The organism is Arthrobacter sp. H-02-3 (assembly GCF_003097355.1).
GTDB lineage: Bacteria > Actinomycetota > Actinomycetes > Actinomycetales > Micrococcaceae > Arthrobacter > Arthrobacter humicola.
The window spans coordinates 352,905-368,075 of sequence record NZ_PYUI01000002.1 but is presented as its reverse complement, the minus strand read 5'-3'; the positions used below and the strand labels follow the sequence as shown (position 1 = coordinate 368,075).

Annotated in this window: 10 protein-coding genes, 1 pseudogene and 1 riboswitch; of the genes and pseudogenes, 1 reads left to right on the top strand and 10 read right to left on the bottom strand. The window is 66.8% G+C overall.

The genetic code is table 11. From position 1 onward, the window contains the following. Together C9424_RS04045 and C9424_RS04040 are read right to left on the bottom strand one after the other, a co-directional pair. Positions 1 to 173, bottom strand: a pseudogene (locus C9424_RS04045) (lipoyl synthase); the annotation flags it as partial. Between the two features lie 158 nt (positions 174 to 331). Further along, positions 332 to 429: riboswitch (glycine riboswitch) on the bottom strand. Positions 430 to 597: 168 nt separating this feature from the next. Then, entirely contained in the window at positions 598 to 1,851 is a 1,254-nt protein-coding gene (locus C9424_RS04040; RefSeq protein ID WP_116765630.1) for an FAD-dependent oxidoreductase, read from the bottom strand. 532 nt (positions 1,852 to 2,383) lie between these two features. Between C9424_RS04040 and C9424_RS21290 the strand changes: the two genes are divergently transcribed. Next, entirely contained in the window at positions 2,384 to 2,575 is a 192-nt protein-coding gene (locus C9424_RS21290; protein ID WP_133247475.1) for a hypothetical protein, read from the top strand. 101 nt (positions 2,576 to 2,676) lie between these two features. Here C9424_RS21290 and C9424_RS04035 read toward each other — a convergent pair whose 3' ends face one another. The 8 genes from C9424_RS04035 to C9424_RS04000 form a co-directional block, all read right to left on the bottom strand. Next, positions 2,677 to 4,956, bottom strand: a complete 2,280-nt coding sequence (locus C9424_RS04035; RefSeq protein ID WP_116765629.1) for a gluconokinase, GntK/IdnK-type — start codon at positions 4,954 to 4,956, stop codon at positions 2,677 to 2,679. Further along, a complete protein-coding gene (gene manD / locus C9424_RS04030; RefSeq protein ID WP_116765628.1) occupies positions 4,946 to 6,175 on the bottom strand; it encodes a D-mannonate dehydratase ManD in 1,230 nt (409 codons plus the stop codon). The genes C9424_RS04035 and manD overlap by 11 nt, the downstream gene beginning before the upstream one ends. 32 nt (positions 6,176 to 6,207) lie before the next feature. Further along, positions 6,208 to 7,623, bottom strand: a complete 1,416-nt coding sequence (gene uidB, locus C9424_RS04025) for a glucuronide transporter (RefSeq protein WP_116765627.1) — start codon at positions 7,621 to 7,623, stop codon at positions 6,208 to 6,210. 71 nt (positions 7,624 to 7,694) lie between these two features. After that, positions 7,695 to 9,506 (bottom strand): beta-glucuronidase, encoded by a 1,812-nt coding sequence (gene uidA, locus C9424_RS04020; protein ID WP_116765626.1) that lies wholly within the window; start codon positions 9,504 to 9,506, stop codon positions 7,695 to 7,697. Positions 9,507 to 9,737: 231 nt separating this feature from the next. Beyond that, the gene (locus tag C9424_RS04015; protein ID WP_237563281.1) at positions 9,738 to 11,213 is read right to left on the bottom strand and encodes a mannitol dehydrogenase family protein; all 1,476 of its coding nucleotides are present in this window, start codon (positions 11,211 to 11,213) and stop codon (positions 9,738 to 9,740) included. Positions 11,214 to 11,215: 2 nt separating this feature from the next. After that, positions 11,216 to 12,643 carry a glucuronate isomerase gene (uxaC, locus tag C9424_RS04010; protein WP_116765624.1) on the bottom strand — a complete coding sequence of 476 codons (1,428 nt, stop codon included), beginning with the start codon at positions 12,641 to 12,643 and terminating at the stop codon, positions 11,216 to 11,218. Positions 12,644 to 12,838: 195 nt separating this feature from the next. Continuing rightward, positions 12,839 to 13,903: a LacI family DNA-binding transcriptional regulator gene (locus C9424_RS04005; RefSeq protein WP_116765623.1), complete on the bottom strand. Its 1,065-nt coding sequence runs from the start codon at positions 13,901 to 13,903 to the stop codon at positions 12,839 to 12,841. Between the two features lie 101 nt (positions 13,904 to 14,004). Then, positions 14,005 to 15,171: a Gfo/Idh/MocA family protein gene (locus C9424_RS04000; protein ID WP_116765622.1), complete on the bottom strand. Its 1,167-nt coding sequence runs from the start codon at positions 15,169 to 15,171 to the stop codon at positions 14,005 to 14,007.

Here is a 15,171-nt window from a genome sequence, read left to right as displayed (position 1 = left end):
TGGAGGCCTTCCTTCTTGACGAGGTTCTTGAGCTGGACGAACTCGGGGCCCATCTGGACCTTGGCCTTGATCCATTCCGGCTTACGCTCCACCGGTGTGGCCGCATTGCGCTGCTCAATGCGCAGCAATTTCCGGCCATCTGGAAAGGTGGGAGGGGACGACTGAATGGCCATGAAGGAACTCCATAATTCAGGTGGCATTTTGGGTGCCACGATGATTCGGGTTCCTCCCCGCTCTGTATTGGACCTGAGAGTTTCCGCAGACCCTGCTGTTACAGGGTGCCGCTTGCACCGTCGGTGAGTCCGGTGACCGGACTGCTTTCCAGAGTTGCCTCGCCGCGGCGGTACGTGGGCCTGAGAGATTCCTGGGGAGGATTTGCTCCTACGGCGCCTGCTGAACGTACCGGCAGGACTCTCCCGCCGCAGATCAAAAGCATGTATGACTTGTCGTGATACTGATCACACGGTAGCCCTTGACTGGACCGCACGCAAAAATTACGTCACGCGAGTCACATATTTCCTCGCCCGGCCAGCGTCCCTCTGCCATTGTGGGATGGCGGTGAAGCGCCCAATGGGGCAGTATGACCGCCCAGCGCGGCTAGGGCTGCGGCTGCGGTCGGGGTTCGGCGCGCCGGGCGAATGCCGGGGCATGCTCGGGCCGCGGACCAAAGGCAATAAACCGGGGAATGATGGTGCGGACCGCCGGAATGCGCCGGGCCACGAAGAGCGCCGCGGCTGGAGCTTTTGTCCGCTTCCCGGACATGATCGGGCCGAAGATTGCCCGGTGCATCACCCTCTGGGCGGTCTGCACAATGACAGTGGGCAACCGGCGCCGTCGTTCGACTTTCTTGAGGTCTGCCGTGGTCACATGGCCCCGGAGCAGTGCGGGGGCAAGGGACTCGGCGGCGGCCGCGGCGTCCTGGATCGCGAGGTTGATTCCGACGCCGCCGGCCGGGGACATGGCATGCGCGGCGTCGCCGATGCAGAGCATGCCGTGGATGTACCACCGGTGCAGCCGGTTCAGGCGCACGTCCAGCCAGTGGAGGTCATCGAGGGAACGGATGGCGTCAACGCGGTCGGCGAGGTCCGGGCGCAGCGCCGCGACCCGGCGCCGGAATCCCTCGACGCCTTCAGCGCGGATCCGGGCGTCGGTGCCTTTCGCGGCGAGGTAGCCCATTTGGTAGTAGTCATTGCGGAACAAGGCCAACAGCGCCTCGCCGGGTCCGAATGCCGGCACGAGCCCGGCCACCTCGCCTGCTTCGGAAGGGTTCCGGGGCAGCCGGAACCACCAGGTGTCGAAAGGCACCGGAAACTCCTTCGGCGCGAGGCCGGCCTCGGTGCGGAGCACGGAATGGCGTCCGTCCGTCGCGACGACCAGGTCCGCCAAGAGTTCGCCCTGAGTACCGTCCGGGGTCCGGAAGCGGATTCCGCGGACGCGGCCCCCGTTGCGGACCAGCCCGGTGGCGGTGTGGCTCATCAGCAGGGTGAACCCCGGTTCCTCGGCCGCGGCGGCGCCGAGGAAATTCAGGAAGTCCCATTGCGGCATCATGGCGATGTAGTTGTACGGCGGCGGCAGGGCATCAAAATCACCCATGGTCACGGGCGGCCCGCCGGGAACCGGAAAAGCAACATTCTTCAGGCGACTCTGCGGCAGCCGGCGGAATTCCTGGCCGAGGCCGAGTTCGTCAATCAGCCGGATCGTGGAGGGGTGCACCGTGTCGCCGCGGAAATCCCGCAGGAAGTCCGCATGCTTCTCCAACACCGTGACCCGCACCCCGGCCCGGGCCAGGAGCAGGCCCAGCATCATCCCCGCAGGTCCGCCGCCCACCACCGCGCATCCGGTCTTCTCCATGGCCCCCACGCTACGCCTGCGACGGGCGCCGCGGGAGTGGTTTTAGCGTCGGTTTTTCGTGTGCGCTACTGCTTCAGACTGGCGCTACGGGGATCCGCGTAGCGCCGGTCCGAAACCGCAGCGGCGGCCCGGCAGGAGGGCCCAGAGCCGGGTCAACAACTACAACGTCATCTGGCGGGCTCAGCACTGGGTCTTGCAGAACTGCGACGACTAACCGGCCGATAGCCAGCCTCCGCGCGTAGGAACTGCCCCGGCATCTGTCATGGGCCCGGGGCTTTTCTTTACCCGCGAGGGCGGTCGGGGCCTATTCGGGCTCCAGGAATTGCTCGGGGGAGAACAGCAGTGGGCACAGCGCCTGGGGTTGTGATCAGGGTGATGATGATGGCATGGCTCATGGCGCCGCCGGTGTGGTGCCCAAGCGCGCCTCCTCGGCGGCGTGGGTGTGTTACGGGTGCGGGAAAACTGCGGAAACATTGCGTGTAGACTCACGGCACCGCACATGGGGTGCGGAGCAGCATTCTTTGGGGGGAACGTGGCTGAGAAACTCAAACATTTGGATGACCGACACGATCGGGTCGTTGAGCACTACGAAATGCCGGCGCTTATCGAGCGGATCCAGAATGTGTTGGATGTCAACGGCGTCCTGACCATTGCGGACTACCGCAGAGAACTTGCGGCAGCCCGCAACGATGCGCAGGAGCACTCGGCCAGCTACGACGCCTAGGACACGTAGGCGAACGGGATATTGCCGGCTCCCTGCGGACCGGGGATGTTCAGTCGGCAGGGAGCCTGCTCTAAAACCTCTAGAATCCCAGGTAAAAGGGCTTAGAGGCGGGTGTCGAAGGAGTCGCAGAAGACGTTCTCGTTGAACGTGCCTTGGAACTCCGATTTGCCCTGGATCTTCTCGACGGCAGCCCGGATGGCCTCCGGCGTGCCCGCGTGGGCGTGGATGGCCGTCTTCACCATCGGCACGTCAATGAGGTGGTTGGGCTGATTGAGCGAGACGAACACCGTGGGCACCTCGGTGGCGTACCAGGGGATCTCGGCCGCCATGGGCGTTGACCACTTGATCCGGATGGCTGCCTCCTGGGCGAAGCCTTTCACGTTGGCGAAGACGAACGCGGCGTCGTACTTCTGCGCGTAATCTCCCGTGGCTTCCTCGGAGATGACGGACATGAAGTTCACCCCTGTCTCGCCGGCAATCTGGCGCTGCTCGGCTGTCTTGAAGACATGGACTTCAAAGCCGGCTTTTTCGAGTTCGTCGCGGACCACGTCCAGGTAGGCCAGCGGGTCGGCACGGGTGAAGTCCGCGCCGCCCGAGATGCCGTAGAGGCGGATGCGTTTGTGCGTCCGGGGCGTGATGGGCAGGTTGCCGGCCGTGTCCTTGACCAGGGTGACGGTCTTGTCGGCGATCTCCGCGGCAACCGCCCGGTGCGCGGCACTCCCGATCAGCTGCAGCGCTTCGACCGGCGGGACGAGGGATTCCCGCGCGGCCTTGTGCAGTCCGAGCGACGCCTTCAGGCCCAGGATCCGGCGCAGAGCGTCCTGCAGCCGTGCTTCCGTGATGACCCCGGACTTGTACCCCTCGAGCATGTACCCGAAGTCCTCGGCCGGGTTCCGGAAGAACAGGAACATGTCGCAACCGGCCGCAATGGTGGCGGGGACCAGCTCGCTGCGCTTCATGGCCTGGGTCAGGCCGATCATCTGGGACGCGTCGGTGAGGATGAGCCCGTTGAAGCCGAGTTCGCCGCGGAGCAGGTCCTGTAGCAGTTCCGGCGCCAGGGTCGCGGGCAGGATGTCCTCTGCCGCCAGGCCGGGGCGGAAATGCCGCGACAGGTCCGGCGCACCGATGTGGCCGATCATGATGGACTGCACGCCGTGGCCGATCATCTCCCGGTACACGTGCCCGTAGGTCTTGTTCCACTCCTCGTAGCTGAGCGTGTTGTAGGACGTCACCACGTGCTGGTCGCGTTCGTCCATGCCGTCGCCCGGGAAGTGCTTCATGGCGCACACGGTGGGCGATTCGCTGATGCCGTCGAAGTACTCTTTGGCCCGTTCCACCACGATCTCCGGAGTGTTGCCGAAGGCCCGGGTGGAAATGACCGTGTTGCGCCAGTTGTAGTGGATGTCCACGATCGGCGCGAAGGCCCAGTTGCAGCCCAGCGCCGCGGTTTCGACGCCGGCCACCTGGCCCATTTGCCGGGCGATGGCCTTGTCCGGATGTGAGCCCGCCTGCAGATGGGTCGAGACGAACGTCCCGTCGTCGCAGCTTCCGGCTCCCCCCATTTCCGGGTTGGAGGCCACCAGCAGCGGGATGCGGGTCTTGGACTGCGCGTACCGGATGTGTTCCTGCACGTCCGCCGACGGTCCGGGCCGGTAGCGCATGCCGCCCACGTGATACTGCTCCAGGACACCGTCGAGGTATTCCTGGGAGTAGTCGTTGTTGTGGTTGATGAACAGCTGACCGATCTTTTCCTCGAGCGTCATGGAAGCGATGGTGGCATCCACCCAGGCGATGGCGTCGCCGTCGAGGTTGAACGGCGCCGCCTGGAGGTCGACGAGGAGCCGGGTGGCATCGTCCTGCGGACCGGCGAGGGCCGCAACAGCTTCATCAACGATCTGCGTCACTGGCGTGGCGATGTCCACTACAACACTCTTTTCGTCGGCCTGGAGTTCTTCGAGGGTTTCCAACTGCGATTCCAGCAGTGAGAGCGGCATGAAGTGCCCCGGACGCGCGGCCATACGGCTGCTGAGCAGTTCCCGGCTCCCGTGCAGGTGCACGAACACCACGGAGGGATCGCCGCTGCGGATGATGTCCCGGTAGGCGCGCTTGAGCGCGCTGCACGCGATGACCAGGCCAGCGTCCGACGCCGCGAAGCGCCTGCCGACCTCGGCCAGCCACGGTGCCCGGTCGGCGTCGTCCAGCGGGGTGCCCGAGGCCATCTTGTCAATGTTGGACTGCGGGTGCAGCGAGTCGCCGTCGAGGAATTCGGCTCCGAGCCGGTCGGCGATGGCCGCGCCCACGGTGCTCTTGCCGCAACTGGTCACGCCCATCACCACAATGTGGCGGGGGGCGGAAGCGGCGGGGTTCAGCTCACCAGTCATGAACGGTGCCGTCGACGAGGCGGTTGTAGGGCAGGTAGGCCTGCTGGTACGGGAAGGCGGCCGCGGCTTCCTCGTTGAATTCGACGCCGATGCCGGGCTTGTCGCCCGGGTGCAGGTAGCCGTCCACGAACGTCATGGACTGCTCGAAGACCTCGTTGGTCTTGTCCGAGTGCTGCATGTATTCCTGGATGCCGTAGTTGTGGATGGCCAGCCCGACGTGCAGCTGCGCGGCGAACCCGACCGGGGAGATGTCGGTCGGGCCGTGGAAGCCGGACTTGATCTGGTACTGCGCGGCGAAGTCCATGACCTTCTTCAGCGGCGAGATCCCGCCGAAGTGGGTGGACGCGGCCCGGACGTAGTCGATCAGCTGTTCCTTGATGATGGTCTGGTAGTCGTACACGGTGTTGAAGATTTCACCGATGGCCAGCGGGGTGGTGGTGTGCTGGCGGACCAGCCGCAGGGCCTCCTGGTTTTCGGCCGGGGTGCAGTCCTCGAGCCAGAAGAGGTCGTAGGGTTCCAGCGCCTTGCCGAGCTTGGCGGCCTGGATCGGGGTCATCCGGTGGTGCCCGTCGTGCAGCAGCGGCAGCTCCGGACCGAACTCATTGCGCACGGCCTCGAACACGGTGGGCAGGTGCCGCAGGTAGGCGCGGGTGTCCCAGTCCTCCTCCTGCGGGAACGCCCCACGGCCGGCGGGCTCGTAGTCGTACCGCTCCCCCGAGGCCTGCGCCTGGGCGGCAACCCCGTAGACGGCCTTGATGCCGGGGATCGCGGTCTGGATCCGGATGGACTTGTACCCGAGCTCCAGGTGCTCGCGGACGGAATCGAACAGGGAGGGAATGTCCGCGCCGGAGGCGTGGCCGTAGGCGCGCAGCCCGTTCCGGGACGCGCCGCCGAGGAGCTGGTAGACCGGCATCCCGGCCAGCTTGCCCTTGATGTCCCACAGGGCCATGTCGACGGCGGCGATCGCGGCCATCGTGACCGGGCCGCGGCGCCAGTAGGAGGACCGGTACAGGAACTGCCAGGTGTCCTCGATCCGGTGCGGGTCCTTGCCGATCAGCAGCTGCGCGACGTGCTCCTTCAGGTAGGCGGCCACGGCGAGCTCGCGGCCGTTGAGGGTGGCGTCGCCGATGCCGGTGACGCCGTCTTCTGTCGTGATCCGCAGGGTCACGAAGTTCCGGGAGGGGCTGGTCACGAAGACTTCAGCGGCAATGATTTTCACAGCAGGTCCTTTTTTGGTCTGGTGGGGGTGACTTAGTTGCTGGGCGCCAGCGGTGCGGCATCGGCGGGAACGGTGCCGTCGGCGTCGTTCCGGGGGGTTCCGACGGCGCCGCCGTCACCGTCGGTGCGGCGGGCCCGGATCTCGCCGAGGATCCGGGCGTGCATGGTGTCGGTGAGCGTGTACTTGGCCATCACGAGCACGGCCAGGATGGTCATGACCGCGGGCAGTGCGCCGGCGGCGATCTGGATGCCGAAGACGGCGTCAGGGGTCTGGACTGCGCCGGACTTGTAGCCGCCCAGGGCCAGGGCATAGGCCGCGAGCGCACCGCCGACTGCCTGGCCGGTCTTGCGGGTGAAGGAGAACAAGGCGTAGGTGATGCCCTCGGTGCGGACGCCGGTCTTCCACTCGCCGTACTCGACGGTGTCGGCTTCCAGTGCCCACACCACGATGTTGACCGCGAGGACGCCCACGAGGCTGATCACCAGGCCGCCGAAGCCGACCATGGCTTGGCTTGCCGGGGAGAAGAAGATGATGGCACCGCCAACGACCGTGAACAGTGAGGAGAAGATGTAGACCCGCTTCTTTCCGAGGTTCCGGACCAGCTTGGGCATAAATCCAGCCAGCACGAAGGTCAGGCCGAGTTGGATGATGGACAGCACCGGGTACAGGTCCAGCCGGCCAAGGACATCGCGGAGGTAGTAGAGCTGGACCGAAGTCAGGGCCAGGTAGCCGGTAAGGAAGAAGAAGGAGCTCACGCACAGCATGAGCAGCGGCCGGTTGCCCTTGAGCGTCTCCATGCTCTGCTTGAACGTGACGTTGGGGACAGCGCGATGGACCCGTTCCTTGGCGGTCAGGAAGGTGAAGAGGTACAGGGCCGCACCGATGACGACGAAGGCGATAGTGATGGTGGTGAACGTGCCCTGCAGGTTGGCGCCCGGCTTGATCAGGGGTGCCACAAAGATGCCCAAAGCGGAGCCGACCAGCAGCCCGCCGATCATCCGGGCGGAGCCCAGCTTGGCGCGCTCCCCCGGGTCCTGGGTCATGGCGCCGGCCAGCGAGCCGTAGGGGATGTTGACCAGGCTGTAGGCCAGACCCAGGGCCGCGTACGTGACGTAGGCGTAGAGCAGGGTGCCGGATTCGCCGAGGGCGGGGATGGAGAAGGTCGCCACGCTCAGCAGCAGCAGCGGGATGGAGCCGAACATGATGAACGGGCGGAACTTGCCGAACCGCTTGCTGTAGGTCCGGTCCACGACGCGGCCGGCGAAGACGTCTGCGAAGGCATCGAAGATCCGCACCACCAGCAGCAGGGTGCCGGCGGCAGCGGCGGAGATCCCTGCCACGTCCGTGTAGTACACCAGCAGGAACATGGTGGCGGTGGTGAATGCGAGGTTGTTTGCAGCATCGCCGGCGCCATAGCCGATGATGCTGAGCTTGGAAAGCTTTTTCATGAATGGGCTCCTTTACCCGTTGCCGGACTCAGACCCTGGTCCGGGCCCGGCGAAAAAATGTGCGGTCAGGCCTACGCCTCGGAAGTGGTGTTCTTGGTGCCGGCCAGTGCCGTCCACCGCTGGCGCAGGGCGTAGGCGGCGGGCTTGGGCCGCCTGTCCCGGGTGAAGACGCCCTTCTTGTTGCCGTCCACGCGCATGATGCCGTTGGAGGTCTGGAAGTCCGCGAAGTTCCAGACCTGCTCGCCCACCATGGCGTCCACGCGGTCGAAGACCCGGTGGTACATGGCCAGGAACGCGGCCTGGTATTCCTCGCTCCAGGGCTGCTCATAGATCGAGTGGAAACCGGGCATGGTGTCCGGTCCGTACTCGGTCATGATCATGGGCTTGCCGTACTTGGCGTCCCACTCGCGCAGTTCCTTCTCGAGGGACTGCTCGGCTGTTTCGAGGTCGCCGTTGTTGAGGTACCAGCCGTAGTAGCGGTTGAGCAGGACGACGTCGAACAGGTCCCCGAGCAGTTCTTTGTCCGGGGTGTCGAACATGACGTTGACGTAGCCGACCGGCCGGGTGGGGTCCAGCCGGCGGGTCAGTTCCGCGAGGGGCGCGAAGTATTCGCGGGCGCCCTCTTCCGAGCCGTTGGGTTCGTTGGCGATCGACCAGATGACCACGGACGGGTGGTTCTTGTCGCGGGCGACGAGCTCGGAAATCGCCTGCCGGTGGCTGGCGGCGGTGTTGGCGTCCACACCGCCCTCGACGTAGGTCTTCTTGGCAATGCCGCCGAAGACGGCGCCGAAGCCCAGGTGCAGCCCGACGGCGGCGGTTTCGTCGATCACCACGATCCCGTGCCGGTCCGCGAACTCCATGACTTCCTCGGCGTAGGGGTAGTGCGAGGTCCGGAAGGAGTTGGCACCCACCCAGTCCAGGAGCTGGAAGTCGTTGACCATCTGGGCGTTGCTGTGGCCCTTGCCGATGGCCACGTGGTCCTCGTGCATGCCGAAGCCGGTGAGGTAGAAGGGCTCGCCGTTGATGAGGAATTCCTTGCCGTGGACTTCCACGGTGCGGACCCCGACGGGCAGGGTGTAGCTGTCCAGCAGCCGGCCGCCGTCGCGGATCTCGGCGGTGAGGCTGTAGAGGTAGGCGGCACCGGGCTTCCAGAGCACGACGTCGGCGATCGTCAGGGTGCCGCGGGCGCCGTCGGCGCGGGCAACCTCTGCGCCGTCGGCGTCCCGGAGGGAAACGGTGACCGTTTCACTGCCGGTTCCGCCGGCGGTGGCGATGGAGTACTCGACGCTGCCGGCCGATGCCTCGAAGCCGGTGACCACGGTGATGTCATCGACGGTCACCGCGGGGGTGCTGAACAGCCAGACGCTGCGGTGCAGTCCGGCGTAGTTGTAGAAGTCGTGGAGGTAGCTCTGCTGGCGGCGGCCGCCCTCCGTGACGGTGATGGTTCCCGGCGGAATCGTGGCCTGGGTGAGCTCGTTGTTGACGGAGATGGTGAGGCGGAAGACCTGCCCGGGCGCCACGTGCTCGGTGATGTCCGCGCTGAACGGCATGTAGCCGCCGGTGTGCTGGGCCACCAGGGTCTCATCAACCCACACCATGCCCTCGTGCGTTGCGGAGTCGAGGCGGACGTGGATGCGCTCCCCGGCCCAGCCGCGCGGCACGCGCACGTCCCGCTGGTACCAGACGTAGCCGACGTGGTCCCTGATGGCTTTGTCCGGGAAGACGTCGTTGTAGCTGGCCGGGACACCCATTTCCAGGTCCGAGTCCAGCGGCGCCCGGAACCATTCGTCCCGGTGGCCGGAGCGGCCAAAGTCCACCTTGAAGCGGTACAGGCCGTCGAGATTGACGATCTCGCGGGTTTCACTGGCCTGGGGCTTGAGCATCGTGGGGAATCCTTACGCGTCGTTGCGGGGCGGGCCTTCTGGTGCGGCCGGCGGTGCCGGTTGCCACCCGGTGGCTTCTTCGTCTGGATGTAATCCTAGTCACTTGGCAATCTTTTGGCAAGCGGTTGCCATAAATTTCTACTAGACCCGATCTGCCCCGCGTCCGGCATAGCACTGCCCGGGAACCGGCAAGGGCCGGCGCCCGGGCAGCAGTGCCTGCAGAAGGTCTTCTTACTCCGGGACAGCCGGCCCGGAGAAGGCTCCCCGGAGGTTCTCGACGAGCTCGGCGACGGGACCGCCGGCGGGTGCCGCAGTGTCCACGAGGCCCGGGGACAGCAGGGCGAGCAGGGCGCGGGTGCTCTCCGCGCCGCCAAGCGCGTTGGCCGCGGCTACCTCCGCCGCGAGCGGGTCCTGGAACTGGGCCGCCGAGGCGCTGAAATCCATCCAGGCGGCGATCATGCGGGCAGCCGCCGCGCCGGAACGGCCCCGGGCACGCTCGGCCAGCAGCACGGGAACCGCGCGCATGCGCAGCTTGGTGCTTCCGTCCATCGCGATCTGGGCCAGGTGGTGAGCAATCCGGCCGTTGCCGAAGCGCTCCAGCAACGCGGCGCGGTACGCGGGAATCTGCAGGTCGGGGCCGTGCAGGTTGGCTTCGGCCTCGTCCCAGAACCGTTCCACGGCGTGCCGGCAGAGCTCGTCCTGCAGGGCCTCGGCCACGGTGGCGTGGCCGCGCAACTGCCCGGCGTAGGCCAGCAGCGAGTGCGCGCCGTTGAGGAGCCAGAGCTTGCGGTTTTCATACGGCTCGATGTCGTCCACGAACACGGCCCCGGCGTCCTGCCAGCGCGGGCGCCCGGCGGGGAAGTCGCCGCTGAGGACCCAGTTGCGGAACGGCTCGGCCACCACGGGCGAGGTGTCCCGGTAGCCGCAGGCGGTCTCGACGGCGGCGATGTCAGCCTCCGTGGTCCGCGGCGTGATCCGGTCCACCGAGGTGCTGACAAAGCTGATGTTGGCCTCGATCCAGGCGGCGAGCCCGGCGTCCCAGGCGGCAGCCAGGCCGGTGACGGCCCGGCGCGCGACGGTGCCGTTGCTGGCGAGGTTGTCGCAGCAGACCACGGCCAGGGGTCCGGCCCCGGCGGCGCGGCGGCCGGCGAGGGCGAAGACCAGCCGGCCCAGCGGCGTCGCGGGGCTGCCGGTCCCCCGCGCGAGCACGGCGAGGTCCGTCTCGACGTCGGGGGCCCGGAGGTCCAGCCGGCCGTCGGTGCCAAGCCGGTAGGCGGCCTCGGTGATGGTCAGGGTGATGATGGCGGTGGCGGGTGCGGCCACGAGTTCGGCGAGCCGGCCGACGTCGGCCCCGTCCACGGCAGCAACAATGCTGCCGATCACCTCGAAGGAATCCCCCGCGTCGCCGCGCTCCACGAGCGTGAACAGGCCGTCCTGCTCCGCCAGTGCCAGGGCCGCGTCCGGGCGCCGGCCGGTGAAGGAGGCGATCCCCCATTCCGGGGCGTCGCCGGCCCGGTGGGTGTACCACGCCTGGTGTGAGCGGTGGAAGGCGCCGAGGCCCAGGTGGACGATCCGCACCGGGGCCTTGGCCGCGGGACGAAGGCTGCGGTTCAGCCGCGGCAGGTCTGCCGCCGGGTCCCCGGTAACCGCCGCGGCCGCCGGATCTGCCAATCCTGCGGGGCCAGCGGCTCCGGCATTTTCTGTCATGGTCATAGCTTGAAAACCCTTCGCGGGGAGCCGTCGACGAGGTCGACGATGATGTCGTGGGCGCGGTCCTCGCTGATCCGGTGTTCCGCCACGAGGCGGGCCAGGAAGGAGGCCTCGATCCGGCGGGAAGCATTGTGCCGGGCGGGGATGGAGCAGAAGGCGCGGGTGTCGTCGATGAACCCCGAGGACCGGGAGAACCCTGCGGTTTCGGTCACGGCGGACCGGAACCGCAGCATCGCATCCGGTGCGTCCAGGAACCACCACGGGGCGCCGAGGTACACCGAGGGGTAGAAGCCTGCCAGGGGTGCGAGTTCGCGCGAATAGACCGTCTCGTCCATGGTGAAGAGCACCAGATGGAAGTCCTTGCTGTTGCCGAAGTCCTGCAGCACGGGCCGGATGGACTCGGTGTAGTCGATTGCAAAGGGGATGTCGTGCCCGGTGTCCGCACCGAACTTGCTGAAGGTCTCCGTGTGGTGGTTGCGGAAGGATCCCGGGTGGATGGTCATGACCAGGCCGTCCTCCACCGACATCCGGGCCATCTGGTACATCATGTGGGCCTCGAAGTCTTCGCGCTCGGCGGCACTGGCTTCGCCGGAACGGGCCCGCTCGAAGAGCCGTTCCGCTTCTGAGGCGTCCAGCTTGAGGGTGCGCGGGGTGCGCACGCCGTGGTCGGCCGACACAGCGCCATGCTCCACAAAGTAACGACGCCGGTTCTCGAGGGCGGTGAGGTAGCCGGCAAAGCCGCTGCCGCCGTCGCCCGCTGCCGCGATGAGGCGTTCAACGTTGCCGCCCCAGGCGGGGTTGGCCGGGTTCAGGTAGGCGTCGGGCCGGAAAGTCGGGAGCACGCGGCCATGGAAGGTGGCATCCCCTGCCAGGGCCTTGTGGGCCGCCAGGTCATCCAGGGGATCGTCCGTGGTGGCCAGGACCTCGATGTTGAAGTCCTTGAACAGCTGGCGGGGGCGGAAATCCGCCTCCTGGAGCCGGGCGGAGATGGCGTCGTAGGAGGCATCTGCGGTGGCGGCGCCGATCTCCTGGGCCAGGCCAAAGACGCTGTGGAACTGGTCGCGCAGCCAGTAACCCGAGGCGGTGCCCTCGAAGAGCGGCCATGCCTCGCAGAACGCACGCCACACGCTGCGCGATTCCGGGGCCGCGGCGGACGGGTCCGCCTGGGCGCCGGCCTGCGCGCGCAGCTGTTCGAGCGGCACACCGCTGGCGTGGATCAGGCGGGTGACGTAGTGGTCCGGGCTGACCAGCAACGCCGCCGGATCGGGGAAGGGCGTGTTCTGCTCGAGCACGGCGGCATCGACGTGTCCGTGCGGGGAGATGATCGGAAGGTCCTGGACCCGGCCCAGGAGATCGCGGGCGATGCTTCGCGTTCCGGGATCCGCGGGCAGGAGCCGGTCTGGGTGGGCAGAAATCGACTGTGACATAGCTCAATGGTCGTCCCGCGCCTGCCGCTTGTCAACCGGTTGCCAAAAATTGCCAAAAGATTCCACGGGGCATTTTCCGCGCCTAGTACGGATCCTCGCGGGGGGAAACGGACGTCCGCTGCCAGGATCCCAGCCGCGGATTTCCAAAAGTGGAGCGGAATGCAGAAAGGGCAGCCGAATGCGAGGCGGCGGCGCCTACTTGGCCGCGATCAGCCTGCCGCTGGAACCCCGCAGCACGAGCTCGGTTTCCACCCGCAGTGTCTCCGGGGTTTCCCCGCCGGTGCCGGCGAGGTGGTCCAGGAGGATCGTTGCCGCGCCGGACCCGCATTCGCCCAGCGGGGACCGCACGGTGGTCAGGGGCGGGGTGGTGAAATCCGCCCCGAAGATATCGTCAAAGCCCACGATGCTGATCTGGTCCGGGACCATCAGGCCGGCGGCTTGGAGCTCCTGCATCAGGCCGATGGCCAGGAGGTCGTTGTACGTCAGCACCGCCGTCGCACCGCTGGCCAGGACCTCGCGCGCGGACTGCCGGCCGCCGTCGACCGTTGGCTTGCTGGATTCGAGCCGCACGGCTTCCAGTCGGGACCATTCACAGGCAGAGCGGACTCCGTCCCAGCGCTGCGTGGACATCCAGGACTGGGACGGCCCGGCCACGTAGGCGACCTTCTTGTGCCCGTTCGCGGCCAGGCTGCGGACGGCCTCGCTGATCCCCTTGTTGACGTCCGGGACAACGCACGGCACACCGTCGACCTCGCGGTTGATGACCACCACGGGCTTGTCGCGGGCGAGGGCGCGGATGTCGTCGTCGTCCATGCGCGGGCTGGCGAGGATGAGCCCGTCCACGGTGGCCATCATCCGCCGGGCCGTTGTCAGCTCGGTGACCGCGGACTCGGCCGAATCCGCGAGGACCAGGGTGTAGTCGCGGGCGGTGGCAGTGGCGCCGGCGCCGCGGATGATGTCGAAGAACGTGGGGTTCGTGATGTCGGCGACGATCAGGCCGAACGTGCTCGTCCGTCCCGTGGGCAGGGCTCGGGCGAACGGGTTCACCTGGTAGTGGAGCTCGGCGGCGGCATCCTCGATGAGTTTCTGCGTCTTGGCGCTGACCCGTCCCGGCTTGCTGAGGGCCCGCGACACCGTGGACGGGTTGACCCCGGCGACCTTGGCGATGTCGTAGATGGTGGCGCTGGATTTCCCGTCGCGGGCATGCTTCTTGACCGGTGCTGGTGTTGCGGCAACGTCGGGCTTCGCGGGTTCAGTCACCGCCCCATCCTACCGATGAAACCGGGCCCAAGTAGCTCGCAGCAGGGGCCGTTTTGAGCCCGCATAACGGCCCCAGCTGCGAGTCAGTTGGGCTGGGTGCACTAGGCGCGCTCGGGGAACTTCCCTTCCCCGGCGATCCGCTTGTTGAGCTCGGTGAGGAACTCGTCCTCGTCGAAGTCCAGGCCCACTTCGCGGCCCGTCCAGCTGGAGAGGTGGATGGCGTTGGCCAGCCGGACGCCCTTGATGCCGTCCGAGCCCGGCGCCAGCAGCGGGGTGCCGTCCATGATGTTGGCGGCGAAGTTTTCCAGGACACCCGCGTGCTGGGCGCCCCAGACGGACTCGAACTCGATGACCTCGGTGCTGTAGTACGCCTCAGGGTTCAGTTCGCCCATGAAGAGCTTCCGGACGTCATCCATGTCCATGCCGTCACTGAGTTCGCGCTCCGGCTTGTGCAGGCGGGTCACGGTGGCCGTTTTGGAGTCTTCGACCACGATCTTGCCCTGGTCGCCCAGGATTTCGAAGCGGTCGGTGCCCACGAGGTCGTGTGTCGCCGTGACGAAGACGCCGGTGGCGCCGTTGCCGTAGTCCACCACTGCGGTCACCTCGTCCTCGACGGCGATGTCACGGCGGAAGCCGTAGGCAACCTTGGAGTAGACAGACTTCGGTACTCCACAGATCCACTGCCACAAATCCAACTGGTGCGGCGCCTGGTTGACCAGCACGCCGCCGCCTTCTCCGCCCCAGGTTGCCCGCCATTCGCTTGAGTTGTAGTAGCCCTGCGGCCGCCACCAGTTGGTGATGATCCAGTTGGTTCGGCGGATCGCGCCGATTTCGCCGTTGTCGACGATTTCCTTGAGCTTCTGGTACAGCGGGTTGTTGCGCTGGTTGAACATGATCGCGAAGGACAGTTCCGGCTTGCCGGCGGCAAACTCGTTGAGCTCCTTGACCTGCTTGGTGTAGACGCCGGCGGGCTTCTCCACGAGGGCGTGGATGCCGCGCTTGAGCGTCTCGATGCCCATCTCCGGGTGCAGGAAGTGCGGCACGCAGGTGACGGCGGCGTCGACGTCGCCGCTGTCCAGCATGGCGATGTAGTCCTCGTAGAACGGAACGTCCGGGTATGTTGCCGAAGCAAGTTCCTTCTTCGCCGGATCAATGTCGCAGATGGCGCCGATCACCATGTTCGGGACCAGTCCGTCCGCGATGAACTTCGCGTACATGCCACCCTGCTGGCCCAGGCCGATGATGCCGAGGCGTACTTTCTTACCCAT